We start from the raw sequence: 23426 nt of genomic DNA, 5'->3' as shown, positions 1-23426 counted from the left end.
TGCAGCGCATCGCCGCGGAGAGCTCGGCGGTGTCGGGCACCACCAATCTCGGTGCCCTGCTGCGCGCCAAGCTCGACAGCCAGAAGGATCAGTGATCGCCGCGGCAGCCTGAGCGATCGCACCTGCGCCAGCGGCCATGCGTGATGACTTGATCGAGGATCGCGGGGACGAGGTCCCCACGATGACCAAGTCCGAGCTCATCGGTCGGCTGGCAGAGCGCTACCCGCAACTGGTTGCCAAGGATGCCGAGTTCGCGGTCCGCACCATCCTCGATGCCATGGCCCGTACCCTCGCCGAGGGGCGGCGCATCGAGATCCGCGGATTCGGCAGCTTCTCCCTGTCGCATCGCCCGCCGCGCATCGGCCGCAACCCCAAGTCGGGAGAGCGCGTGCTGGTGCCCGAGAAACGGGTGCCTCATTTCAAGCCGGGCAAGGAGCTGCGCGAGCGGGTCGACGCCGCCCCGCGCGCAGACTGAGCCATGCCGCCATCGGCCAGCCGGATGAGGCTCTCGCCTGATGCGCCGCGCCCTCCATCCATGAGACGCTCCCGGCTGCCATGAAGCTGATCGCCTGGACTGCCCGCGTGCTGCTCTTTCTCGTGGCGCTCGGCTTCGCGTTGTCGAACACCGGCGTGGTCGAGTTGCGCTTCTTCGGCATCGATGCCGAATGGCGAGCCCCGCTGGTCATCTTTCTGCTCGGTTTCTTCGCCGCCGGAACGGCCCTGGGCATTGCCGGTGTGGTGCCCACCCTGTTTCGCCAGCGCCGCGAGATCGGACGGCTGCGTCGCGAGCTGGCAGCCGCCGCCCGGGCGCCGGCGGCCGCTGCCGCGCCCAGCCTCGGGCCCGATGCCGCCGACGGCGCGGCCTGAGCCCGATGGAATTCCAGACCTGGTGGCTGCTCGCCGTCCCGCTGTTCTTCGGCCTGGGCTGGTTCGCGGCCCGGCTTGATGCCCGGCAGGCGGCCAGGCCTGCCGGCGGCTTGCCCGACGCCTATTTTCGCGGCCTGAACTTCCTGCTCAACGAGCAACCCGACAAGGCGATCGACGCCTTCCTCGATGGTGTGCGCCTCGATCCCGAGACCATCGAGCTGCATTTCGCGCTGGGCAGCCTGTTCAGGCGCCGCGGTGAGACCGACCGGGCGATCCGGGTGCACCAGAATCTGGCCGAGCGGCCAGGACTGGGCGAGGCGCAGCGCGAGCATGCGCTCTTCGAGCTTGGTCAGGACTTTCTGCGCGCCGGGCTGCTCGATCGTGCCGAAGACGCCTTCAATCGCCTGGCCGGGTCCGGCTATGCCGCGGCAGCGCTGCGCCATCGCCTGTCCATCGCCCAGATGGTGCGCGACTGGCGTCAGGCGATCGAGCTCGCGCAGCGCCTGCGCCAGGATGCCGGTGACGCCGGGGGCGGGCTGTCCCGCGAGATCGCGCAGTTCCACTGCGAGCTGGCCACGCAGACGCTGGCCGGTCAGTCTCCCGACCGGCTGGCGGTGGCCGGGCGCGAGATTGCCGCCGCGCTGCTGGCCGATCCCGACCATCCCCGCCCCCTGTTGCTGCGTGGCGAGCTGGCCCTGGCCGAGGGCGATGCTGCCGGGGCGATCACGCACTGGGCGCTGTTGCTGCGCCGCCATCCTGCCCATGCCGCGCTGGTCGCGCGTGGCTGGCTGCAGGCGCACCTCGAGCTCGGCCGGCCTGCCGAGGCGCTGCCGGCGCTCAGCGTGGCCCACCAGGAGCAGCCCGGTGCCGATACGCTCACCGCACTGGCCGATGCCATCCAGCAGGAGCAGGGTGCCGCCGCCGCGCTCGCCTGGGTCGAGGCCGAGCTGCGCGTGCGCCCTTCGTTGCCAGGGCTCGAGAAGCTGCTGGTGCTGCGCAAGGCGCTCGGTGCCGGCGCCGCCGACAGCGACACCGACCTCATCCAGCGCCTGCTCGCGCCGCAGGCCGGTCAGGCACTGCGCCATGTCTGCAGCCACTGCGGTTTCAAGGCCAGGCAGTTCTATTGGCAGTGCCCCGGCTGCAGCCGCTGGGACACCTATCCGCCGCGCCGCGGTCAGGCCGCGGAGGGCGCGCGATGATCAGCTTCGCGTCGGCCCGGGTGCTGGTGGTGGGCGATGTCATGCTCGACCGCTACTGGTTCGGTGAGGTCGCCCGCATCTCGCCCGAGGCGCCGGTACCGGTGGTGCGGGTCACCCGCCGCGACGAACGCCTGGGCGGTGCAGCCAATGTGGCCCACAACCTGGCCTCGCTCGGCGCGCCGGTGAGCCTGGTGGGCGTCGTGGGCAACGACGAGCCCGGCGCCACCGTGGAGGCCATGGCGCGCGCCGCAGGCATCGATTGCCGGCTCACCCGCGATCCCGCCATGCCCACCATCATCAAGCTGCGGGTGATCGGCCGGCAGCAGCAGCTGCTGCGCATCGATTTCGAGGAGCCTCCGGGGCCGGTCGCGCTCGAGCGCAAGCTCGACGGGGTGGCCGCCGCGATCGCGCAGGCGCGCGTGCTCGTGCTCTCCGACTACGGCAAGGGCGGTCTCGCCCAGATCGGCCGCCTGATCGCCATGGCCCGTGATCGCGGGCTGCCGACCATCGCTGACCCCAAGGGCGATGACTACGCCCGTTACCGCGGCGTGACGCTGCTCACCCCCAACCGTGCCGAGCTGCGTGAGGTGGTCGGCGCCTGGTCCGACGAGGCCGACCTGCACCGGCGGGCGCAGGCGCTGCGCGAGTCGCTCGACATTGCCTATCTGCTGCTCACCCGCTCCGAGGAGGGCATGACCCTGTTCTCGGCCGGTGGCGCCGCGCATGTGCCGGCGCAGGCCCGCGAGGTGTTCGATGTCTCTGGCGCGGGCGACACGGTGGTGGCGGTGCTCGCGGCCATGACCGCGTTGGGCCGGCCGATGGACGAGGCCATGCGGCTGGCCAACCGCGCCGGCGGCATCGTGGTCGGCAAGCTGGGCACTGCCTCGGTGACCCCGGCCGAACTCTTTGGAGAGCAGGCATGATCATCGTCACCGGCGCGGCCGGATTCATCGGCAGCAATCTGGTCCATGCCCTCAATGCCCGGGGCAGGCGCGACATCATCGCCGTGGACAACCTCGCCCGTGCCGAGAAATTCCGCAACCTCGTGGGCGCCGACATCGCCGACTACCTCGACAAGCGCGAGTTCCTCGAACGCCTCGATGCCTTCGCCGGCGCCGAAGCCATCCTGCATCAGGGCGCGTGCTCCGACACCATGGAGTCCGATGGCCGCTACATGATGGAGAACAACTACCGGTACTCCATGCGCCTGCTGGAGTTCACCGCGCGCCACCGCATCGCGTACATCTACGCCTCCTCCGCGGCGGTCTACGGCGGCGGCAGCGAGTTCGTCGAGGAGCGCCGTTGTGAGTCGCCGCTCAACGTCTACGGTTACTCCAAGTTCCTGTTCGACCAGATCGTCCGGCAGCGTCTCTCGGCGGGCGCGCCCGAGGCCACCCTGGTCGGTCTGCGCTACTTCAATGTCTACGGTCCGCGCGAGACCCACAAGGCGCGCATGGCCTCGGTGGCCTTCCACTGCGTGAACCAGTATCGGGCCGAGGGCCATGTACGGCTCTTCGAGGGCTGGGGCGGCTGGGGTCCGGGTGAGCAGACCCGCGACTTCGTCCATGTCGATGATGTGGTGGCCCTGAACCTGCATTTTCTCGATCGGCCGGGCTCGCAGGGCATCTTCAACGCCGGCACCGGCCGCGCCCAGCCCTTCAACGATGTGGCGGTTACGGTGCTCAACACGCTGCGCCGCCTCGAGGGCAAGCCGGCACTGACGCTGCCGCAACTGGTCGAGGCCGGCCTGCTGCGCTATGTGTCCTTCCCCGATGCCCTCAAGGGCAAGTACCAGAGCTTCACGCAGGCAGATCACGCCCTGTTGCGTCAGGCCGGGTGCGAGCACCGCTTCCTGACCGTCGAACAGGGCGTGGCCAGCTACGTCGAGTGGCTGGTCGGGCAGTCATGATCCGCGCGCTGCGCCTGCTGGCGCGGCAGGCCGGCGCGCGCAGCGCTCCGCTGGTGCTGGTGCTGGTGCTGGTGGGGGCGGTATCCGCAGTCCCTGGCGTGGCCGGGCCTGCGGTCTCGCCAACTCAGCCCGCCCAGCCCGCCCGCAGCAGCCCCGCCGTGCCGCGGATCGATGCCAACCGCGCCACCGAGGCGCAGTTGCAGACCGTCAAGGGGATCGGCCCGGCGATCGCGGCCCGTATCCTCGAGGCGCGGCGCGACGGGCCCTTCCACGACCTCGCTGCCCTCGAGGCGCGGGTCAGGGGCGTGGGCCCGGCCAACATCCAGCGCTTCGCGCAGGCCGGCCTCGTGGTGGGCGCGCCGGCGTCGGGCGCCGCCCGGGTCACGGCCGGTGGCCTGTCGGCTGGCGCGCCGGCCGCGCATGCCGCCCTCAGCCCCTCGTCGCCGCCCGGCCCGACTACCCTCGTCACGCCGCTTGGCAAGGGCGTGATCCGGGAATCGTCTGCGCCGCCGGGTGCCGTCGCTGCCGGCAGTGCCACCCCCAACCAGGGCAGCCGGCCATGAGCGCCGCGGCGCCGCGGCGTATCGCCCTCTACTGGCGGCTGGTTCGGCTGCACCGGCCGATCGGCATCCTGCTGCTGCTCTGGCCCACGCTGTGGGGCCTGTTCATCGCCTCGCGCGGCGAGCCCGACCCCTACCCGCTCCTGGCCTTCCTGCTGGGCACGGTCCTGATGCGTTCGGCCGGCTGCGCCATCAACGACTGGGCCGACCGCGACTTCGATCGCCATGTGGCTCGTACCAGGGACCGGCCGCTCACTGCCGGCCTGATCCGCCCCTGGGAGGCGCTGGCGGTGGCTGCCGCGCTGTCGTTGCCGGCACTGCTGCTGGTCCTGCCCTTCAACCCGCTGACCTGGCTGCTCACCGGGGTGGCCGGTTTCCTGGCGGCGAGCTATCCCTTCACCAAGCGCTTCCTCGCCATCCCGCAGGCCTACCTGGGCATCGCGTTCGGCTTCGGCATTCCCATGGCCTTTGCGGCGGTGACCGACAGCGTTCCGCTCACCGCCTGGTTGCTGCTCGCGGCCAACATCTGCTGGGCGGTTGCCTACGACACCGAGTACGCGATGGTCGATCGCGATGATGACCTGCGCATCGGCATCCGCACCGCCGCCATCACCTTCGGGCGCTGGGATGTGACAGCCGTGATGCTCTGCTACGCGCTGACCCTGGTCTTGCTGGCGCTGGTCGGTCATTGGCAGGATTTCGGTCTCTGGTACGGGCTCGGCCTGGGGGTGGCTGCCGCGATTGCGGCCTACCATGGGACGCTGATCCGTGGGCGCAGCCGCGAGGGCTGCTTCCGGGCCTTCAACCACAACACCTGGTTCGGGGCGGCGATATTCGCCGGAGTGGTGCTGGAGTACTGGATACCGTGAACCTGGGTGCGCTGTGCTACGCCTTCGCCGCGATCTCGTGGGGGGCGAACCTGCCGCTCACCGCGCTGCTCTTCTCCGCTTTCGATCCGTTCTTCATGACCGCGATCCGGGTGGCGCTTGCGGTGGGTGTGCTCTGGCTGATCAGCCAGGCGCGCCGAGACCCGGCCGCGCCGCCGCTGGGTCTTGGCTTTCGCCGACATGCCCTCATGTCGGGCTCGGCGGCTGCATTCTTCGTCCTCTACAACCTGGGCCTGAAGTACACCCACCCCATCACCGCAGCCGCGATCATCGCCGGCTCGCCGGTGGTGGCGGCTGCCACCATGCGGGTGGTCACCGGGGCGCGGCTCGAGCCGGGCTTCGCTGGCGCGGCGGCGCTCACGCTGCTGGGCGCCGGCATCGCCATCTGGGGCCGGGCCAATGCCTCGGGCCAGGGTCTGCACCTGGAAGGCGGCGAACCGCTGCTGGTGCTGGCGCTGGTCAGCTGGACGCTCTACTCCATCTACGCGCAACGCTTCTTCTCGCCCGGGGTGTCGCAGCTGCGCCGCACCCTGGCGGGCCTGAGCGGGGCGCTGCCCTGGATGTTCGGCTGCTGGCTGCTGATCTGGCTCACCGGCCTCACCGGCCCGCCGCTCCTCGTGGTGACGCCCCAGTCGCTGCTGTGGCTGGGCGTCACGGCGCTCTTTTCCACCGCGCTCTCGGGCGTGGCCTGGAACATCGGTGTGGCCCGCGCCGGGCTTCAGCTTGGTCTGCTCTGGCAGAACACCGTGCCCGCCTTCGGTGTGCTGATCGCCATGCTGTTCGGCATCATGCCCACGGCCGAGCAGCTGCTCGGCGGGGTGATCGTGATGGCCGGGGTGCTCTACATGCAGTGGCGCAAGCGCCAGGCTCAGGCCTGAGGGTCGCGGCCGAACTCGTCGGCCAGCTCGGCCGCCCGCCGGCAGGCGGCGGTCATGGCCTCGTCGATGCGGCCGGCCAGCCCGTGTGACTGCATGCTGGCCAGGGCAGCCGCGGTGGTCCCGCCTCTGGAGGTGACCTGCTCGCGCAGGGTTGCCACCGGCACCGTGGCGGCGCCGGCCAGCGCCGCCGCGCCCCGGAAGGTGGCCAGGGTCAGGCGAGCGGCAGCCTCGGGGTCGAGGCCGAGACGCGCGCCGGCGGCCTGCATGGCCTCGATGAAGTAGAAGACATAGGCCGGGCCGCTGCCGCTCAGTGCAGTGACCGCGTCGAGCAGCGGCTCTTCGGCCACCCAGACCGCCTCGCCGACCGCGCGCACCACCTGCTCGGCGAGCGCCCGGTCGGCCTCGCCGACCGCAGGCGCAGCCCACAGGCCGGTGATGCCGGCTCCGATCAGCGCCGGCGTGTTGGGCATGGAGCGCACGATGCGGGTGTGGCCACCCAGCCAGCGGGAGAGATCAGCGCAGCGGATCCCGGCGGCCACACTGACCACCAGCGCCGAGCGTGCCTGCGCCGCGAGCGGCAGCAGCGCCTCGCGCATCTGCTGCGGCTTGACCGCCAGCACCAGCAGGTCGCAGGCCTGCGCCTGTGGCGCGGGTGCCGCCAGGGTCTGGACGCCGAACTCTCGCGCCAGCCGTTCGCGCTGTCCCTCGGAGGGATCGACCACGGTGATGAGCGGCCGGGGCTCGGCCTGCTTGAGCAGGCCGCCGATGAGCGCGGTGGCCATGTTGCCGCCGCCGAGGAAGGTGATGTTCATGCGTCTCTCCGCAGGAATTGCCGCGGCCGCAGGCCGCAGGCGAGCAGGGTGATCAGGTAGGCCAGGGCGGCCGCGGCCACCAGGCCGAGCGTCAGACCGGCGCGCAGCCAGGGTTGCTGGCCCAGTGCGAGCCAGTCGACGCGCGGCACCGCCACCAGCAGCACCGCGGCCAGGGCGGCGCCGGCCAGCCCGGCTTTCGCGAGCAGCGCCCACCAGCCCGGCTCGGCACGCCAGGCGCCGGCGCGGTGCAGCCCGATGAGCAGCAGCAAGGCGTTGAGCGTGGCCGCCAGTGAGGTGGACAGCGCGAGCCCGGCGTGGGCCAGCAGCGGCACCAGGGCGAGATTCAGGCACTGGGTGAGCACCAGCACCAGCAGCGCGATGCGCACCGGCGTGCGGACATTCTGGCGCGCGAAGAACCCCGGTGCGAGGACCTTGACCGCGATCAGTCCGGGCAGGCCCACCGCGTAGGCCTGAATGGCCATCGCGGTCATGCCGACATCGCTTGCCCGGAATCGGCCGTAGTGGAAGAGCAGGGCGGTGAGCGGCTCGGCCATGAGGGCCATGCCCAGGCTGCAGGGCAGGGCGAGCAGCAGCGCCAGGCGCAGGCCCCAGTCGAGCAGCTCGCGGTAGGCGGTCTCGTCCCGGCGCGTGCTGGCGCTGGTCAGGCTGGGCAGCAGCACGGTGCCCAGGGCCACCCCCAGCAGTGCGGTGGGGAACTCCATCAGCCGGTCGGCATAGCTGATCCAGGACACGCTGCCGGCGCTCAGCCGTGAGGCGATGTGGGTGTTGATCATGAGGCTGATCTGGGCGGCCGAGACCGCCAGCACCGCTGGCGCCATCCGGGCAAGCAGCGCCCGGGTGTCGGGGTCTTTCAGGCAGGCGAGCGGATTCAGGCCGATGCGCGGCAGCAGGCCGATGCGGTGCAGTGCGGGCAACTGGATGGCCAGCTGCAGCACGCCGCCGATCACCACGCCCGCCGCCAGTGCGTAGACCGGCGGATCGAAGCGATCATGCAGCAGCAGTGCCGCGCCGATGAAGCTCAGGTTGAGCATCACCGGCGAAAAGGCCGGCACCGCGAAGCGCCGCCAGGTGTTGAGGATGCCGGCGGCCAGCGCCACCAGCGAGATGAACAGGATGTAGGGGAACATCCAGCGGGTCATGACCACCGCTGCGTCGAAGGCCGGGGCCTGCTGCAGCAGCCCCGAGCCGGTGAGCAGCACCAGCGCCGGCGCAGCGGCCACGCCTGCGAGCGATACCAGCACCAGCGACCAGAAGAGCAGCGTGGCCACGCGGTCGATGAAGCCACGGAAGGCGGTCTCGTCGCCCTGCTCGCGGGCGCGGGCGAGCATGGGCACGAAGGCCTGCGAGAACGCGCCTTCGGCGAACATCCGGCGCAGCAGGTTGGGCAGACGGAAGGCGATGAAGAAGGCGTCGGTGAAGGCAGACGCCCCGAACAGCGTGGCGGTCAGGTTCTCGCGCACCAGGCCGGTGATCCGCGACAGCAGGGTGAGTCCGCTGACCGTGGCGAGCGCGCGAAGCAGATTCATGGAATGGGGCGGGCCGGCAGTTGGGAGTTGCCGCGCTGGCTTGCGCCGCGGCGCGCGGATCGGCTATTATCCAAGGCTTTTCGCCAATCAGCGAATGTCATGGGTCAGCGGGCGGTGTCCGCTTCTAGGCCGATGACGTCGCGGCCTTCACCAGGATCTTCGCATGGCAAACATCGCCTCCGCCCGCAAGCGTGCCCGCCAGGCGGTCAAGCAGAACGCCCATAACTCCACGCTGCGCTCGCGGCTTCGCACGGCGATCAAGTCGGTGCGCAAGGCCATCGCAGCGGGCGACAAGACAGCCGCCACCGCCGTGTTTCGCGCCTCGCAGGGCGTGATCGACACCATCGCCGACAAGAAGATCATCCACAAGAACGCTGCCTCCCGGTACAAGAGCCGCCTGGCCGCCGCCCTGAAGGCGATGGCCTGACGGTTTCCCCGGGCCGGCGCCTTGCGCGCTGGCCGGGCCGCGTGTCTCTCAGGCGCTGGCCGCCGGAGCCGCACCTCTCGGCCCGAACAGGGCACTGCCCACCCGCACCAGGGTGGCACCCTCGGCAATAGCCGCCTCCAGATCATCGGACATGCCCATCGAGAGCGTGTCCAGCGCCAGGCCCTGCGCCTGAAGCCGCTCCTGGAGCAGTCTCACCTGCGCGAACTGCGCGCGCTGCGCGTCAGGGTCGGCCTGCGGCCTGGGAATGGCCATCAGGCCGCGCAGGCGCAGCCCGGGCAGCGTGGCGATCAGCGCGGCCAGTGCGGGCGCCTGCTCCGGAGTGCAGCCGCTCTTGCTGTCTTCGGCCGCGATGTTCACCTGCAGGCAGACCTGCAGCGCAGGCAGTTGCGCCGGCCGTTGCTCGGAGAGCCGGCGCGCGACCCGCTCGCGGTCGATGCCGTGCACCCACTGGAAGTGCTCGGCGATGGGCCGGGTCTTGTTCGACTGGATCGGCCCGATGAAGTGCCACTCGATAGGCAAATCCGGCCGCTGGGTGGCGCATTCGCTGATCTTGCCCAGCGCTTCCTGTAGATAGTTCTCTCCGAAGCGACGCTGCCCGAGATCTGCCATGGCGATCACCCGATCGGCCGAAAAAGTCTTGCTGACCGCCAGCAGGGTGACCTGCCCCCGAGGCCGGGCCGATGCCGCACAGGCAGCGTCGATGCGCGCCTGCACGGCGCGCAGCCGTTCCGACATGAGTCTGTCCGCGTCCATGGCCCGATTCTACCGTCGCCCCGTGGCGATCCCGGGCCCGGACGCAACAAGGGTTGGCTGAACCATGGATATCGCCGAACTGCTCGCCTTTGCGGTGAAGAACAAGGCATCGGACCTGCACCTGTCAGCCGGCATGCCGCCGATGATCCGGGTGCACGGCGATGTCCGCCGGATCAACCTGCCGCCGATGGCCCACAGCGACGTGCACGGCATGATCTACGACATCATGAACGACGCGCAGCGCAAGGACTACGAGGAGAACCTCGAGTGCGACTTCTCGTTCGCCATTCCGGGGCTCGCGCGTTTCCGGGTCAACGCCTTCCTGCAGCAGCGTGGCGCGGGCGCCGTGCTGCGCGCGATCCCCTCCAAGATCCTTTCGCTGGAGGATCTCAAGGCGCCGCGGATCATCTCCGAGATCACCATGCAGAGCCGCGGCATGGTGCTGGTCACCGGGCCCACCGGGTCGGGCAAGTCGACCACCCTGGCGGCGATGATCAACCACATCAACGAGAACCTGTACGGGCACATCCTCACGGTGGAAGACCCGATCGAGTTCGTGCATGAGTCCAAGCGCTGCCTGATCTCGCAGCGTGAGGTGGGGCCGCAGACCCTGTCGTTCAACAACGCCCTGCGCTCGGCGCTGCGCGAGGATCCGGATGTGATCCTGGTGGGCGAGCTGCGCGATCTCGAGACGATTCGCCTCGCGCTCACCGCGTCCGAGACCGGGCACCTGGTGTTCGGCACGCTGCACACGTCGTCGGCGGCCAAGACCATCGACCGGATCGTCGATGTGTTCCCGGCGGCCGAGAAGGAGATGGTGCGCGCCATGCTCTCGGAGTCATTGCGGGCGGTGATCTCGCAGTCGCTGGTGCGCACCAAGGACGGCAGCGGCCGCATCGCGGCGCACGAGATCATGCTGGGCACCCCCGCCGTGCGCAACCTCATCCGCGAGGCCAAGGTAGCCCAGATGAATGCCGCCATCCAGACCGGTGCCGCGGTGGGCATGCAGACCCTCGACCAGTGCCTCACCGACCTGGTCAGGCGCAACATCATCTCGATGGCCGAGGCGCGCGTGCATGCGGCCATCAAGGAAAACTTCCCCGGCTGAGGCCGACGCGGCACCTGCGAGAGCGCCCCCGATGGAACGAGAACAGGCTTCAAAATTCCTCAATGACCTGCTGCGGCTGATGGTGGGCAAGAACGGGTCCGACCTGTTCCTGACCGCCGAGTTCCCGCCCGCCTTCAAGATCGACGGCAAGGTCACGCCGGTGTCGTCGGTGCCGCTCAGCGGCCAGCACACCGTCGAGCTCGCCCGCGCGCTCATGAACGACCGCCAGGCCGCCGAGTTCGAGGCGCACAAGGAGGTCAACTTCGCGATCAGCCCCACGGGCATCGGCCGGTTCCGGGTGAACGCCTTCATGCAGCTTGGCCGGGTGGGCATCGTGCTGCGGACGATCAAGAGCCAGATTCCCACGATCGAGCAGCTGCGCCTGCCGCCCATGCTCGGCGAGCTTTCGCTCACCAAGCGCGGTCTGCTGATCGTGGTCGGCGCCACCGGCTCGGGCAAGAGCAACACGCTGGCGGCGCTGCTCAATCACCGCAACGAGAACACCGCGGGCCACATCGTGACCATCGAGGACCCGGTGGAGTTCGTGCACCCGCACCGCAACTGCATCGTCACCCACCGCGAGATCGGGGTCGACACCGAGAGCTGGGAGGTGGCGCTGCGCAACACCCTGCGTCAGGCGCCTGATGTGATCATGATCGGCGAGATCCGCGACCGCGAGACCATGGAGCACGCGGTGGCCTTCGCCGAGACCGGCCATCTGTGCCTGGCCACACTGCACTCCAACAGCGCCACCCAGGCGCTCGACCGGATCATCAACTTCTTCCCGGAAGACCGGCGCCAGCAGCTGCTGATGGATCTCTCCCTGAACCTGCGCGCGATCGTCTCCCAGCGGCTGATCCCGATGGTGGGCGGCACAGGTCGCGTGCCCGCGGTGGAGGTGATGATCAACTCGCCGCTGATCTCCGACATGATCTTCAAGGGCGAGGTCGGCACTATCAAGGATGTGATGAAGAAGAGCCGCGAGAGCGGCATGCAGACCTTCGATCAGCACCTGTTCATCCTGTACGAGGAAGGTCTGATCGCCTACGAGGACGCCTTGCGCAATGCCGATTCGGTCAATGACCTGCGGCTGAACATCAAGCTGAACAGCCGTCACTCCGACAAGGACCTCAACCGGGGGACGGAGCACCTCGGGGTGGTCTGAGCGGCGCCTGCGCGGCGTCTGAAGCCGCCGCTGCCGACGGGTTGCCGCAGGCGGCAGGGGCTGGGTCCGAGCCGGTGGCGGCCGCCTGGCGCATGCGGTCGTGTCGGGCCTGGTGCTCGCGGTCGTGGGTCTCGCGGGTGGCGCGGTCGAAGACATCGAAGCGGAACAGCCGGCATTCCAGCGCGCCGTTGTAGAGCAGCGTCTTGCGGCTCTCGCGGATGCCGAGCTGGCGTGGCAGTTCGCGATCGGATGACAGCACATGGACCTGCCAGCCGCCGAAGCGCTCCTTGAGGCCGCGGCCGAAGGCGGCCATCGCCTGCCGGTGGGTCTCGTCGCTGGCGTCGTTGCGCTCCTCGGGGGCCGGCTGGCCATCCTGGTGGGCCGCGATGCGCTCGCCGTAGGGCGGATTGGTGACGATCACGCCCGGCCCGGGCTGGGCCGGCGAGATGCGGGCGGCATCGCCCATGACCAGCCGGATGCCGGCGCCGCCCACGCCGGCGCGCTCGATGTTGCGGCGGGCCTGCTCGATGGCGGTCGGGTCGATGTCGATGCCGGTGATGCTCAGCCGCGCGGCCAGCGTGGGTCCGGCCTGCTGGGCCTGGCGGATGGCCTCGCCACGGATCTGCGCCCACTGCGCCGGATCGTGGTCGCGCAGGCGCTCGAAGCCGAAGGCGCGCGAGAGCCCGGGCGCGATGCCCAGCGCCATCTGGGCGGCCTCGATCAGCAGCGTGCCCGAGCCGCAGTAGGGATCGAGCAGCGGCCGCTCCGGCGTCCAGCCGGCCAGCATGAGCAGGCCGGCGGCGAGATTCTCCTTGAGCGGTGCGAGGCCCTTGTCCTCGCGCTCGCGCCGCCAGCCGCGCTTGAACAGCGACTCGCCCGAGGTGTCGAGGTAGAGCGTGACCTGCTGCTCCTGCAGGAAGGCGAACACCCGCACATCGGGCCGTCGGGTGTCGATCGAGGGCCGATCGCCGCGGGTCTGACGCAATCGGTCGACCACGGCATCCTTCACGCGCAGGTTCGCGAAGTTCAGGCTGCGCAGCGGCGAACGCACCGCGGTGGTGTCCACCCGCAGCGTCTGGCGGGTGGTCATGAACTGCTCCCAGGGCACGCTGGCCGCCACCCGGCCGAGCTCGTCCTCGTCGCGGCAGCGGCCGGCGCCCACCTGGCGCAGCACGCGGCTGGCGAGGCGAGATCTGAGGTTGACCTGGCACACCATCGCGGCATCGCCCTCGAAGGCCACGCCGCCCGGGCTGATGCGCACCGCGCTGGCGCCCAGCGCGGTGATCTCGTCGGCGAGCAGCGCTTCCAGGCCGCGCGGGCAGGGGGCGAAGAGCAGCATGCCCGGGTCAGCCCGCGAGCGCGCGCTCGAGGAACTCGAGCCGGTCCTGTCCCCAGTAGGGGATGCCCTCGAAGACATACCAGGGCACGCCGAACACGCCGTGGTCGATCGCCTCCTGGGTGTAGCTGTCGAAGACCGCGTGGGTGTCGGGGATGGCGTGGAACATCGGGTCGACGGGCAGCCCGGCCTCGTGCAGCACCGCGCGCAGCGTGGCGTCGTCGGCGACATTGCGCTCCTCGCACCAGGTGGCGCGCATGAACCGCCCGGCGACATCGAGCGCGGCGTCGGTACCGTGCAGCCGGTCAGCGGCAATGATCAGCCGGCAGGCCGTGTCGGCATTGGCTGGAAAGAAGGCGGGATGCAGCTGGATGGGCACCTCGCGACGATCGCGCCAGCGCGCGAGCTCGACGAGCCGGTAGTTCTGGCGCTGCGGGGCGCGCTTGGCCAGCGGCAGGCCGCCCGAGACCGGGAACACCTTGGCGCCGAGATCGATCGGCTTGATGCGGATGTCGGCGTTGTGCAGGGCGCAGATGCGGCGCAGTTCCTGGTGGCCGAGGCAGCTCCAGGGCGACTGGGGATGCATGTAGTAGTCGACGATGCGGGTCATGCGGATTCTCCGGGTGCGGACTTCAGAAGGGCTTGACGACCACCAGCACCACCGCGACCAGCAGGGCGAGCACGGGGATCTCGTTGAACCAGCGGTACCAGACATGCGAGCGCGTGTCGGTGCCGGCCTCGATCTGGCGCAGCAGCCGGCCGCAGGTCTGGTGGTAGCCGAGCAGCACGGCCACCACCGCGAGCTTGGTGTGCATCCAGCCGCCGGTGACGCCATAGCCCAGCCACAGCCAGGTGCCCAGCCCGAGCGCCAGCCACATCAGCGGCTGCATGAATCGCCAGAGCTTGCGCGACATCAGCAGCAGCCGCGCGCGCTCGGCCTGCGAGGCAGGGTCGACCATGGCGAGGTTCACGAACAGTCGTGGGAGGTAGAACAGGCCGGCGAACCAGCTGGTGACGAAGACGATGTGCAGCGCCTTCAGCCAGAGGTAGCCGCTGCTCACCGGCGCACCTGCCCGCTGCCCAGCACCACATACTTCTGCGAGGTGAGGCCCTCCAGGCCGACCGGGCCGCGGGCGTGCAGCTTGTCGGTGGAGATGCCGATCTCGGCGCCCAGGCCGTACTCGAAGCCGTCGGCGAAGCGGGTGGAGGCGTTGACCATCACCGAGGCGGAATCGACCTCGCGCAGGAAGCGCATGGCGTTGGCGTGGCTGTCGGTGATGATCGCGTCGGTGTGCTGCGAGCCGTACTGGCCGATGTGGGCGATGGCTTCGTCGAGCCCGGTCACCACGCGGATGGACAGGATGGGCGCCAGGTACTCGGTGCGCCAGTCTTCCTCGGTGGCCTCGGCGCAGGCCAGGCCCGCTGGTGCGAGCAGTGCCCGGGTGGCAGGGCAGCCACGCAACTCGACGCCCTTGTCGAGGTAGATGCGCGCCAGCGGCGGCAACACCCGCGGCGCGGCGGCGCGCGATACCAGCAGGGTCTCCATGGTGTTGCATGGCGAGTAGCGCTGGGTCTTGGCGTTGTCGGCGACGGCGATCGCCATGTCGGTGTCGGCGCTGTCGTCGATGTAGACATGACAGATGCCGTCCAGATGCTTGATGGTGGGCACCCGGGCATCGCGTGCGATGCGCTCGATCAGCGACTTGCCGCCGCGCGGCACGATCACATCGACGAACTCCGGCCGGCTGATGAGTTCACCCACCGCCTCGCGATCGGTGGTCTCGATCACCTGCACCGCATCGTCGGGCAGGCCGGCCTCGCGCAGCCCCTGGCGCACCAGCACCGCCAGCGCCTGGTTGCTGTGGATGGCCTCGGAGCCGCCGCGCAGGATGGTGGCGTTGCCCGACTTGATGCACAGACCGGCGGCATCGACGGTGACGTTGGGCCGGCTCTCGTAGATGATGCCGATCACCCCGAGCGGCACCCGCATGCGGCCCACCTGGATGCCCGAGGGCCGGGCGCGCAGGTCGGTGATCTCGCCGATCGGGTCGGGCAGCAGGGCGATCTGCTCGAGGCCCGCCGCCATGGATTCGATGACCTTGTCGGTGAGGGCAAGGCGGTCGGTGAAGGCAGCGTCGTGGCCGGCCTCGCGGGCTGCGGCGAGGTCGCGGGCGTTGGCCGCCTGAAGGGGTTCCCGGGCGCCGCGAATGGCGGCCGCGGTGGCCAGCAGCGCGCGGTCGCGGGCCGCGGTGGCCGCGCGCGCCATCTCGCGGCTGGCTGCGCGGGCCCGGCGCCCCACATCGGCCACATAGGCGGCGATGTCGATCGAATGATGTTGCATGGATGAGCCTGTGGGCGGTCGGCGCGAGCCGCAGGGTTGGAGGAGATGGGCGGGACGGCGGGTGGCGGTGGCGTTCAGCGCGGCGCGGCCAGCACGGGGGCCCCGGCCAGCCGGCCCACCAGCGGAACCATGGCCTGCCAGGGATCGGCGGCAACCAGACCCTTGATGATTCTATCGACCCCGGCGGCTTCCTGCACCGCCTCGCGCAGGCTGCTGGTGTCGAGCCTGCGCAGGGCCTCGAGATAGAGGCGGTCGCGCGGCGGAAACAGGCGCAGCTCGCGGGTGAGGCTGGCCGGCGCGCGCCCGGCATCGCGCGCCTGCGACAACCGCAGGAGATTGCGTGCCGCATCGGCCAGCGCCCAGAGCACCAGCGGCGCGGCCTGGCCCTCGGCGCGCAGGCCCTCGAGCGCGCGCAGCGCGCGTGCCGCGTCGCCGGCCAGCATGGCCTGGGCCATGCCGAAGGCGTCATAGCGGGCCACATCGAGCACCGCCGCCAGCGCGTCGTCGGCGGGCAGCTCGCCCGGCGGGAACAGCAGCGCGAGCTTGCGCACCTCCTGGTGGGCAGCGAGCAGGTTGCCCTCCACCCGCTCGGCCAGCCGCTGCAGGGTGGCGGGGTCGGCCCGCTGCTGCTGGGCTGCCAGGCGCGCGCCGATCCAGGCCGGCAGCTGGGCGTGCTCCACGCTGGCCACCGCCACCAGCAGCAGCCGCGGCTCGAGCGCGGAGAACCAGGCCGTATCGGTGACCGCGCGGTCCAGGCGCGGGCTGCTCACCAGCAGTCGGGTGTCCTCGTCGAGCCCGTCGATGATGTCGGCCAGCGCCTGACCAAGATCGCGCGTGGGCTTGCCGGGCAGGCGCAGCTCGATCAGCCGGCGCGAGGCGAACAGCGACAGCGTGCGGGTCTCGGCGGCCAGGGCCTCCAGGCGCAGACTGCGATCGGCCACGAAGACGTCGCGCTGGCTGAAGCCCGCAGTCCGGGCTGCCTCACGGACCAGGTCGGCGGCTTCGATCTGCAGCAGCTCCTCGTCGCCGTGGATCCAGATCGCGGGCGGCAGACCGCGACGCAGCGCGCCGGGCAGGGCTTCGGGGCGGATGCTCATGCAGGCGAGGGCGGCGGCTCAGCCCGGCGCGGCCCGCGGCACCGGGCGCCGCGCCGCGGCCAGCCGACGCAGCAGCTGCTGCACGGTGTCGGTCTGCATTTCGCGGTAGAGCAGCGCCTCTTCCTGCTGCTTGGCCACGAGCTGGGTGTCGGTGGTGGTGATTTCGCGGCGCAGGGTCAGATCGTTGGCCGGGATCATCTCGATCCCGGAGGCGACATCGACCAGCCGGAAGCCGGTGATCAGGCGCAGCTGATACTCGCGCGGGCGGCCAGTGCTGGAGAAGCCGACGATCTCCTTTTCGCGGCGCTCCGCGTACACCTCGAGCCGGGCCTGCGCGTCGGTGGCCTTGTCCACCAGGCGGGTGCCGCCCTGCACCCGCAGCAGGCGGACGAACTCGGCGCCGGTGGCCGACGCCGGCGGGAAGCTGACGAACAGGGTCTCGAAGGGCAGCTCGGCGCTGCCGCGCAGCCGGAAGCCGCAGGCCGCCGGCGCCAGGGCCACGGGCAGCAGCAGCGCCCGCAGGCAGCGGCGGCGTGGCGGCTCAGATGACCACATTGACCAGCCGGCCCGGCACCACGATCACCTTGCGCGCCGGCCGGCCCTCGCCCAGACGCTGCACCGGCTCGCTGGCGAGCGCGGCGGCCTCGATGGCGGCCTGGTCGGCGCTGGCCGGCACGCTCACCGAGCCACGCACCTTGCCGTTCACCTGCAGCACCAGTTCGAGGGTGTCCTGCCGCAGCGCATCGGGGTCGACCTGCGGCCAGGCGGTGTCGAGCAGGTCACCGTGGGCGGCGGCATAGCCCAGCGCCTGCCACAGGCCGTGCGTGACATGCGGCACCACCGGATAGAGCACGCGGATGAGCACCGACAGGCATTCGCGCAGCACCGCGGCCGAGACCGGGCCCTCGGGCAGGCGCGCGCCCTCGAGCGCGTTGAGCATCTTCATGGCCGCCGACACCACGGTGTTGTACTGCAGGCGCTGGTAGTCGTAGTCGGCCTGGCGCAGCACGGTGTGGATCTCGCGGCGCAGCGCCTTGTGGGCGGGCTCGAGCCGGGCCGCATCGAGCGTGCCGGCCTGCGCGAGCACGGCCTGCTGCGCATGCGCGAAGGCCCACAGCCGGCGAATGAAGCGGTGGGCGCCCTCCACACCGGTGTCGGACCACTCGAGCGTCTGCTCGGGCGGGCTGGCGAACATCACGAACAGGCGTGCGGTGTCGGCGCCGTAGCGATCGATCAGGGCCTGGGGGTCGACGCCGTTGTTCTTGCTCTTGGACATCGTGCCCACGCCGCCGTAGTCGACCAGGCTGCCGTCGGACTTCAGCCGTGCGCCGGTGACCCGCCCGGTCTCGTCATGGAGGTTCTCGACATCCTCGGGCCAGAAGTATTCGATGGCGCCGCGCTCGGTGCGGCGGGAGTAGATGTGGTTGAGCACCATGCCCTGGCACAGCAGCCGGGTGAAGGGCTCGTCGAAGGTGACCAGGCCGCGGGCCGGATCGCCGGGCACCTGGCCGGTGATGTCGCGCATCACCTTCGTCCAGAAGCGCGCGTAGAGCAGGTGCAGCACCGCGTGCTCGATGCCGCCGATGTACTGGTCCATCGGCATCCAGTAGTCGGTGCGCGCATCGACCATGGCGGTGGGATTGTCGGGCGAGCAGTACCGCATGTAATACCAGGACGAGTCGATGAAGGTGTCCATGGTGTCGGTCTCGCGGCGCGCCGGCTTGTCGCAGCGCGGGCAGCGGCAGGCGAGGAAGGCCTGGCTGCGCGCGAGCGGGTTGCCGGTGCCGTCGGGCACGAGATCTTCGGGCAGGCGCACCGGCAGGTCCTGGTACGGCACGGGCACCGCGCCGCAGTCATCGCAGTGGATGATCGGAATCGGCGTGCCCCAGTAGCGCTGGCGCGAGATGCCCCAGTCGCGCAGCCGCCACTGGGTCTTCTTCTGGCCGAGGCCGCGTGCGGCGAGGTCGGCGGCGATGGCCTCGACCGCGGCCTGGTGGCCGAGGCCGTCATAGGAGCCGGAGCGGATGCAGCGGCCGGCGACCTTGTCTTCGTACCAGGGCGCCCATTCGGTATCGGAGAAGACCTGGCCGGCGACATCGATCACCTGGCGGATCGGCAGCCCGTAGCGGCGCGCGAAGGCGAAGTCGCGCTCGTCGTGCGCGGGCACGCCCATCACGGCGCCGTCGCCGTAGCCCATGAGCACATAGTTGCCCACCCACACCGGCACCGGCTCGTCGGTGAGGGGGTGGCGCACGGTCAGGCCGGTGGGCACGCCCTTCTTCTCCATGGTGGCCATGTCGGCCTCCATGACCGAGCCCTGGCGGGCCTCGGCCACGAAGGCGGCCACCGCCGGATCACGGGCGGCGGCGATGTCGGCCAGCGGATGCTCGGGGGCGACCGCCACGAAGGTCACGCCCATGATGGTGTCGGCGCGGGTGGTGAAGACATGCAGCCGGCCTTCGCCGGCGAGCGCGCCTTGCGCGTCGGTGATGGCATGCGGGAAGGCGAAGCGCACGCCGGTGGAGCGGCCGATCCAGTTCGACTGCATGGTGCGCACGCGATCGGGCCAGCCGTCGAGGTGGTTCTCGACCTGCTCGAGGAGCTCGTGCGCGTAGTCGGTGATCTTGAGGTAGTAGCCCGGGATCTCGCGCTTCTCGACCGGTGCGCCGGTGCGCCAGCCTCGGCCGTCGATCACCTGCTCGTTGGCGAGCACGGTCTGGTCGACCGGATCCCAGTTGACGACCTGGGTCTTGCGGTAGGCGATGCCGCGCTCGAGCATCTGCAGGAAAAGCCACTGGTTCCAGCGGTAGTAGGCGGGGTCGCAGGCCGCGATCTCGCGGCTCCAGTCGATGGCCAGCCCCATCGCCTGCATCTGCTTCTTCATGTAGGCGATGTTGTCGTAGGTCCAGCGCGCCGGCGCCACGCCGTTCTTCATGGCGGCGTTCTCGGCGGGCAGGCCGAAGGCGTCCCAGCCCATGGGCATCAGCACGTTGTAGCCCTGCATGCGCAGGTGCCGGTACATCACATCGTTGATGGTGTAGTTGCGCACATGGCCCATGTGCAGCTTGCCGCTGGGGTAGGGCAGCATCGAGCAGGCGTAGAACTTGCCCTTGGGGAAACGCGGGTCGTGCTCGATCGCCCGGTAGGCGTCGATGGCATTCCAGTGGGCGTGCGCGGCGCGCTCGACCTCGCCGGGCGTGTATCTTTCTTGTAGGGACATGGGGGCCTGCCGTCGTTCCGGATAACCGGTCATTATAGGCGGCGGGCCATGTCCGCCTCGGCCTGCCGGGAGCGCCGGTAGGCCAGCATGCCCAGCAGCACGAAACCGGCCGCCACCAGGGGCAGCGACCAGGGGCCCAGCCGCAGCCAGGCCTGCGCCGCCGCCGCCGCGCCGGCCGACATGCCCACATAGAGGGCCGAGGCGTTCATCGCCAGCAGCAGGTTGCGCAGTTCGGGCGCGAGCTCGATCAGCCGCTTCTGCTGCGGCGCGTAGAAGGTCATGCCCAGCATCGACCAGACCGCGAAGGCGGCCATGCCCACCCGCGGGTCGGCTGGCAGCGCCAGCACCACGCAGAAGGCCAGGCACAGGCTGCCGGTGGACAGCCACAGCGTGCGCGCCGCGCCGATGCGGTCGCCGACCCGGCCGGCGGCCACATTGCCGAGCACGCTGAGGCTGCCGGCCAGCAGGAAGGCCAGGGGCAGCGTGGACTGGGCGACGCCGAAGCGCTCCTGCAGGAAGGGCGCCACCAGGGCGTAGAGCGAGAACACCGCCGCCATCTGGCAGCCGGCCATCGCGATCGCCCAGGCCGCCGCGCGGTGGCGCAGCACCTGACCGAAGCTGGCCAGCGACACCGGCGGTGCCGGCCGCCGGTCGCCGACCACCACCGCGACCAGCACGGCGATCAGCAGGCTGGCCGCGGCCAGGCCACCGAAGGCCCAGCGCCAGCCGAGCAGGCCGCCCGCCCAGGTGGCCAGGGGCAGGCCCAGCACCGTGGCGAAGGTCATGCCGGCGAAGACGATGGCCAGCGCCTGGCCCTGGCGTGCCGGCGGCACCAGGCCTGCGCCCAGCGACGAGGCCACCGGGCCCACCGCGGCCGAGCCCAGGGCGAGCAGCACCCGGGCCGCGGCGAGGCTGGGCAGGCTGGTGGCCAGGGCGGTCCAGAGGCTGGCCGCGCCCATGGTGCACAGCCCGGCCAGCAGCAGCGTGCGCCGCGGCAGACGCCCGGCCGCAACCTGCAGCAGCGGCGCGAGCACCGCGAAGGTGAGCGCGAACAGGGTGACCACGCCGGCGATCGCCGGCTTGGACACGCCGAAGGCGCTGGAGATCTCCTGGATCAGGCCGACCAGCGCGATCGCCGAGGTGCCCATCGCGAAGTAGGCCAGGCACAGCGACCAGAGGGCGAGGGTGGGATGGCGGGTGGTGTCCAAGGGGGCTTGCCGTGGGCGGCGACCGGGGGTTCGCAGGGGCGGCGACCGGGCGCGCGCGGCGGGGCGGCCTCGTGCCGGTGCGAGCCCGGTCGGTCATGGTAGCGGAAGCGGCGGACCGTTTTTCGATCGCGGCGAGACGGCCGCTTCGGCCTCGTGATGGTCAGGCCCGGGGGCCGCGGTTAAGCTCGCGAAACCCTCAACCGGCTTCCAGCCATACCCAGCGAGAGCGCCATGCTTCTTTTCGATTCCGTCGGCCCCAATCCGCGCGTGGTGCGCATGTTCGCCGCCGAGCGCGGCGTCGAGCTGCCCAGCACCAAGGTCGATCTGCGCGGCGGCGAGAACCGCCAGGCGCCCTACCTGGCCAAGAACCCCTCCGGCCAGCTGCCGGCGCTGGAGCTCGACAACGGCATGGTGCTGGCCGAGATCACCGCGATCTGCGAGTACCTCGACGAGATCGGCCCCGCCGGCAAGACCCTGATCGGCAGCAACCCGGCCGAGCGCGCCGAGACCCGCATGTGGGTGCGCCGCATCGACCTGAACATCCTCGAGCCGCTGGCCAACGGCTTTCGCTTCGCCGAGGGCCTGAAGCTGTTCGAGTCGCGCATCCGGGTCATCCCGCAGGCCGCGCCCGACCTCAAGCTGCTTGCCCAGGAGAAGCTGCGCTGGCTCGACGGGCTGATCGCCGGCCGCGAGTTCGTCTGCGGCAGCCGCCTCACCCTGGCCGACATCCTGCTCTTCGTGTTTCTCGACTTCGGCAAGATGGTCGGCCAGCCGATCGACCCGGCCAACGCCAACATCGTCGCGCTCTGTGAGCGCATGAAGGCGCGGCCCAGCGCCGCCGCCTGAGGCCGGTGCCATGACGGGCAGCGGCCCGGTCGACCGGTCGCTGCGCGAGCGTGCCGGTCGCGTGATTCCCGGCGGGCTGTGGGGCCACCTGCGGGCGGCCTCGCTGCCCGAGGGCTATCCGCAGTTCTTCCGGCGCGGCGAGGGCTGTCGCATCGAGGATGTGGACGGCAAGGTCTATGTCGACCTGATGTGCAGCTGGGGGCCGATCGTGCTCGGCCACGGCCACCCGGCGGTCGAGCGCGCGGCGCAGGCCCAGCGAGAGCTCGGCGACTGCCTGGACGGCCCCGGCGAGGTGCTGGTGCGGCTGGCCGAGCGTGTGGTGGGCCTGGTGGCCCATGCCGACTGGGTGATGTTCCAGAAGAACGGCACCGACGCCACCACCGCCTGCGTGATGCTGGCGCGTGCCGCCACCGGCCGGCGCAAGGTGCTGGTGGCGCGCGGCTCGTATCACGGCTCGGCGCCCTGGTGCACACCCTCGATGGCTGGCGTCACCGAGGCCGATCGAAGCCATCTCATCCACTTCGAGTACAACGATCCCGACAGCCTTGCGCAGGCCGTGACGCAGGCCGGCGACGATCTTGCCGCCATTCTGGTCACTGCGCTGCGCCATGACCTCGCCCGCGACCAGGCGCTGGCCCAGCCCGCGTTCGCGCTGGCCGCGCGCGAGCTGAGTGCCCGCCACGGCGCGGCGCTCATCGTCGACGATGTGCGGGCGGGCTTCCGGCTGGACCTGGCCGGCAGCTGGGCGCCGCTGGGCATCGAGCCCGACCTCTCGGCCTTCAGCAAGGCGATCACCAACGGCCATGCACTCGCCGCAGTCACCGGCCGCGACTGGCTGCGCGAGGCGGCCACGCGCGTGTTCGTCACCGGTTCCTTCTGGTGCTCGGCGGTGTCGATGGCCGCGGCGCTGGCCACGCTCGACGAACTGCAGCGGGTGGACGGCCCGGCGCGCATGGCCCGCGCCGGCATGCGTCTGCGCGAGGGGCTCGCCCGGCAGGCGCAGCGCCACGGCATCGGGCTGCGCCAGTCGGGGCCGCCGCAGATGCCGCTGGTGCTCTTCGAGGGCGATGCCGACCAGTCGTTGGGCGCGCTCTTCTGCCGCGAGGCCCTGGCCCGCGGCGCCTACCTGCACCACAAGCACAACATGTTCCTGTCGGTGGCCCATGATGACGCCGCGATCGACGCGGTGCTGGCCGCCACCGAGCCGGCGATGGCTGCCGTGGCCCGGGCGCGGCTGGCCTGAGC

24 protein-coding genes are annotated in these 23426 nt (G+C 70.8%); 13 read left to right on the top strand and 11 right to left on the bottom strand.

From position 1 onward, the window contains the following. Positions 1-181 precede the first annotated feature (181 nt). From AC2H6A_RS02045 to AC2H6A_RS02010, 8 genes are all read left to right on the top strand, one after another. On the top strand, positions 182-475 hold the full coding sequence (locus AC2H6A_RS02045; protein WP_484271463.1) for an integration host factor subunit beta: 294 nt from the start codon (positions 182-184) through the stop codon (positions 473-475). Positions 476-555: 80 nt separating this feature from the next. Then, positions 556-867 carry a LapA family protein gene (locus tag AC2H6A_RS02040; RefSeq protein ID WP_484271462.1) on the top strand — a complete coding sequence of 104 codons (312 nt, stop codon included), beginning with the start codon at positions 556-558 and terminating at the stop codon, positions 865-867. A gap of 5 nt (positions 868-872) precedes the next feature. Continuing rightward, positions 873-2066 carry a lipopolysaccharide assembly protein LapB gene (gene lapB, locus AC2H6A_RS02035; protein ID WP_484271461.1) on the top strand — a complete coding sequence of 398 codons (1194 nt, stop codon included), beginning with the start codon at positions 873-875 and terminating at the stop codon, positions 2064-2066. Next, a complete protein-coding gene (rfaE1, locus tag AC2H6A_RS02030; protein WP_484271460.1) occupies positions 2063-2989 on the top strand; it encodes a D-glycero-beta-D-manno-heptose-7-phosphate kinase in 927 nt (308 codons plus the stop codon). The genes lapB and rfaE1 overlap by 4 nt, the downstream gene beginning before the upstream one ends. Further along, positions 2986-3975, top strand: coding sequence for an ADP-glyceromanno-heptose 6-epimerase (gene rfaD, locus AC2H6A_RS02025; protein WP_484271459.1), 990 nt, complete (start codon positions 2986-2988; stop codon positions 3973-3975). The genes rfaE1 and rfaD overlap by 4 nt, the downstream gene beginning before the upstream one ends. Next, a complete protein-coding gene (locus tag AC2H6A_RS02020; RefSeq protein ID WP_484271458.1) occupies positions 3972-4538 on the top strand; it encodes a ComEA family DNA-binding protein in 567 nt (188 codons plus the stop codon). Before rfaD ends, AC2H6A_RS02020 begins: the two co-directional genes overlap by 4 nt. After that, complete coding sequence (ubiA, locus tag AC2H6A_RS02015; protein WP_484271457.1) at positions 4535-5404, top strand: 4-hydroxybenzoate octaprenyltransferase; 870 nt, start codon at positions 4535-4537, stop codon at positions 5402-5404. The genes AC2H6A_RS02020 and ubiA overlap by 4 nt, the downstream gene beginning before the upstream one ends. Beyond that, positions 5401-6300, top strand: coding sequence for a DMT family transporter (locus AC2H6A_RS02010; protein WP_484271456.1), 900 nt, complete (start codon positions 5401-5403; stop codon positions 6298-6300). The genes ubiA and AC2H6A_RS02010 overlap by 4 nt, the downstream gene beginning before the upstream one ends. Here AC2H6A_RS02010 and proC read toward each other — a convergent pair. Both proC and murJ read right to left on the bottom strand, forming a co-directional pair. Beyond that, the gene (gene proC / locus AC2H6A_RS02005) at positions 6291-7112 is read right to left on the bottom strand and encodes a pyrroline-5-carboxylate reductase (RefSeq protein WP_484271455.1); all 822 of its coding nucleotides are present in this window, start codon (positions 7110-7112) and stop codon (positions 6291-6293) included. The genes AC2H6A_RS02010 and proC overlap by 10 nt on opposite strands. Further along, positions 7109-8659: a murein biosynthesis integral membrane protein MurJ gene (gene murJ / locus AC2H6A_RS02000; protein ID WP_484271454.1), complete on the bottom strand. Its 1551-nt coding sequence runs from the start codon at positions 8657-8659 to the stop codon at positions 7109-7111. The genes proC and murJ overlap by 4 nt, the downstream gene beginning before the upstream one ends. A 163-nt stretch (positions 8660-8822) precedes the next feature. Between murJ and rpsT the strand changes: the two genes are divergently transcribed. Then, positions 8823-9086: a 30S ribosomal protein S20 gene (rpsT, locus tag AC2H6A_RS01995; protein ID WP_484271453.1), complete on the top strand. Its 264-nt coding sequence runs from the start codon at positions 8823-8825 to the stop codon at positions 9084-9086. A gap of 48 nt (positions 9087-9134) precedes the next feature. On the opposite strand, the gene AC2H6A_RS01990 is transcribed toward rpsT, so the two are convergent. Further along, entirely contained in the window at positions 9135-9860 is a 726-nt protein-coding gene (locus AC2H6A_RS01990; protein ID WP_484271452.1) for a YggS family pyridoxal phosphate-dependent enzyme, read from the bottom strand. Positions 9861-9924: 64 nt separating this feature from the next. On the opposite strand from AC2H6A_RS01990, the gene AC2H6A_RS01985 reads away from it, so the two are divergent. Together AC2H6A_RS01985 and AC2H6A_RS01980 are read left to right on the top strand one after the other, a co-directional pair. Then, the gene (locus tag AC2H6A_RS01985; RefSeq protein ID WP_484271451.1) at positions 9925-10968 is read left to right on the top strand and encodes a type IV pilus twitching motility protein PilT; all 1044 of its coding nucleotides are present in this window, start codon (positions 9925-9927) and stop codon (positions 10966-10968) included. 31 nt (positions 10969-10999) lie between these two features. After that, positions 11000-12133: a PilT/PilU family type 4a pilus ATPase gene (locus tag AC2H6A_RS01980; RefSeq protein ID WP_484271450.1), complete on the top strand. Its 1134-nt coding sequence runs from the start codon at positions 11000-11002 to the stop codon at positions 12131-12133. On the opposite strand, the gene AC2H6A_RS01975 is transcribed toward AC2H6A_RS01980, so the two are convergent. The 8 genes from AC2H6A_RS01975 to AC2H6A_RS01940 are packed head-to-tail and all read right to left on the bottom strand — an operon-like array spanning position 12099 to position 21335. Beyond that, the gene (locus AC2H6A_RS01975; protein ID WP_484271449.1) at positions 12099-13472 is read right to left on the bottom strand and encodes a THUMP domain-containing class I SAM-dependent RNA methyltransferase; all 1374 of its coding nucleotides are present in this window, start codon (positions 13470-13472) and stop codon (positions 12099-12101) included. The two genes, AC2H6A_RS01980 and AC2H6A_RS01975, sit on opposite strands and share 35 nt — an antisense overlap. Before the next feature lie 7 nt (positions 13473-13479). Then, a complete protein-coding gene (locus AC2H6A_RS01970; protein ID WP_484271448.1) occupies positions 13480-14079 on the bottom strand; it encodes a DsbA family protein in 600 nt (199 codons plus the stop codon). A 22-nt stretch (positions 14080-14101) separates the two neighbouring features. Next, entirely contained in the window at positions 14102-14530 is a 429-nt protein-coding gene (locus tag AC2H6A_RS01965) for a CopD family protein (RefSeq protein WP_484271447.1), read from the bottom strand. Then, positions 14527-15888 (bottom strand): glutamate-5-semialdehyde dehydrogenase, encoded by a 1362-nt coding sequence (locus tag AC2H6A_RS01960; protein WP_484271464.1) that lies wholly within the window; start codon positions 15886-15888, stop codon positions 14527-14529. The genes AC2H6A_RS01965 and AC2H6A_RS01960 overlap by 4 nt, the downstream gene beginning before the upstream one ends. Next, on the bottom strand, positions 15885-16907 hold the full coding sequence (gene holA / locus AC2H6A_RS01955; RefSeq protein WP_484271446.1) for a DNA polymerase III subunit delta: 1023 nt from the start codon (positions 16905-16907) through the stop codon (positions 15885-15887). The genes AC2H6A_RS01960 and holA overlap by 4 nt, the downstream gene beginning before the upstream one ends. Before the next feature lie 18 nt (positions 16908-16925). Further along, complete coding sequence (locus AC2H6A_RS01950; RefSeq protein ID WP_484271445.1) at positions 16926-17462, bottom strand: LPS-assembly lipoprotein LptE; 537 nt, start codon at positions 17460-17462, stop codon at positions 16926-16928. Further along, positions 17449-20127, bottom strand: a complete 2679-nt coding sequence (leuS, locus tag AC2H6A_RS01945; RefSeq protein ID WP_484271444.1) for a leucine--tRNA ligase — start codon at positions 20125-20127, stop codon at positions 17449-17451. The genes AC2H6A_RS01950 and leuS overlap by 14 nt, the downstream gene beginning before the upstream one ends. A gap of 32 nt (positions 20128-20159) precedes the next feature. Beyond that, entirely contained in the window at positions 20160-21335 is a 1176-nt protein-coding gene (locus tag AC2H6A_RS01940) for an MFS transporter (protein WP_484271443.1), read from the bottom strand. 231 nt (positions 21336-21566) lie between these two features. Here AC2H6A_RS01940 and AC2H6A_RS01935 point away from each other — a divergent pair, with 231 nt between their 5' ends. Together AC2H6A_RS01935 and AC2H6A_RS01930 are read left to right on the top strand one after the other, a co-directional pair. Then, complete coding sequence (locus tag AC2H6A_RS01935; RefSeq protein WP_484271442.1) at positions 21567-22181, top strand: glutathione S-transferase family protein; 615 nt, start codon at positions 21567-21569, stop codon at positions 22179-22181. 10 nt (positions 22182-22191) lie between these two features. Then, the gene (locus AC2H6A_RS01930) at positions 22192-23424 is read left to right on the top strand and encodes an aminotransferase class III-fold pyridoxal phosphate-dependent enzyme (protein WP_484271441.1); all 1233 of its coding nucleotides are present in this window, start codon (positions 22192-22194) and stop codon (positions 23422-23424) included. Positions 23425-23426 lie beyond the last annotated feature (2 nt).

The organism is Quisquiliibacterium sp. (assembly GCF_982640115.1).
The sequence above is the reverse complement of the archived record's forward strand: the minus strand, read 5'-3'. Positions and strand labels throughout refer to the sequence as shown.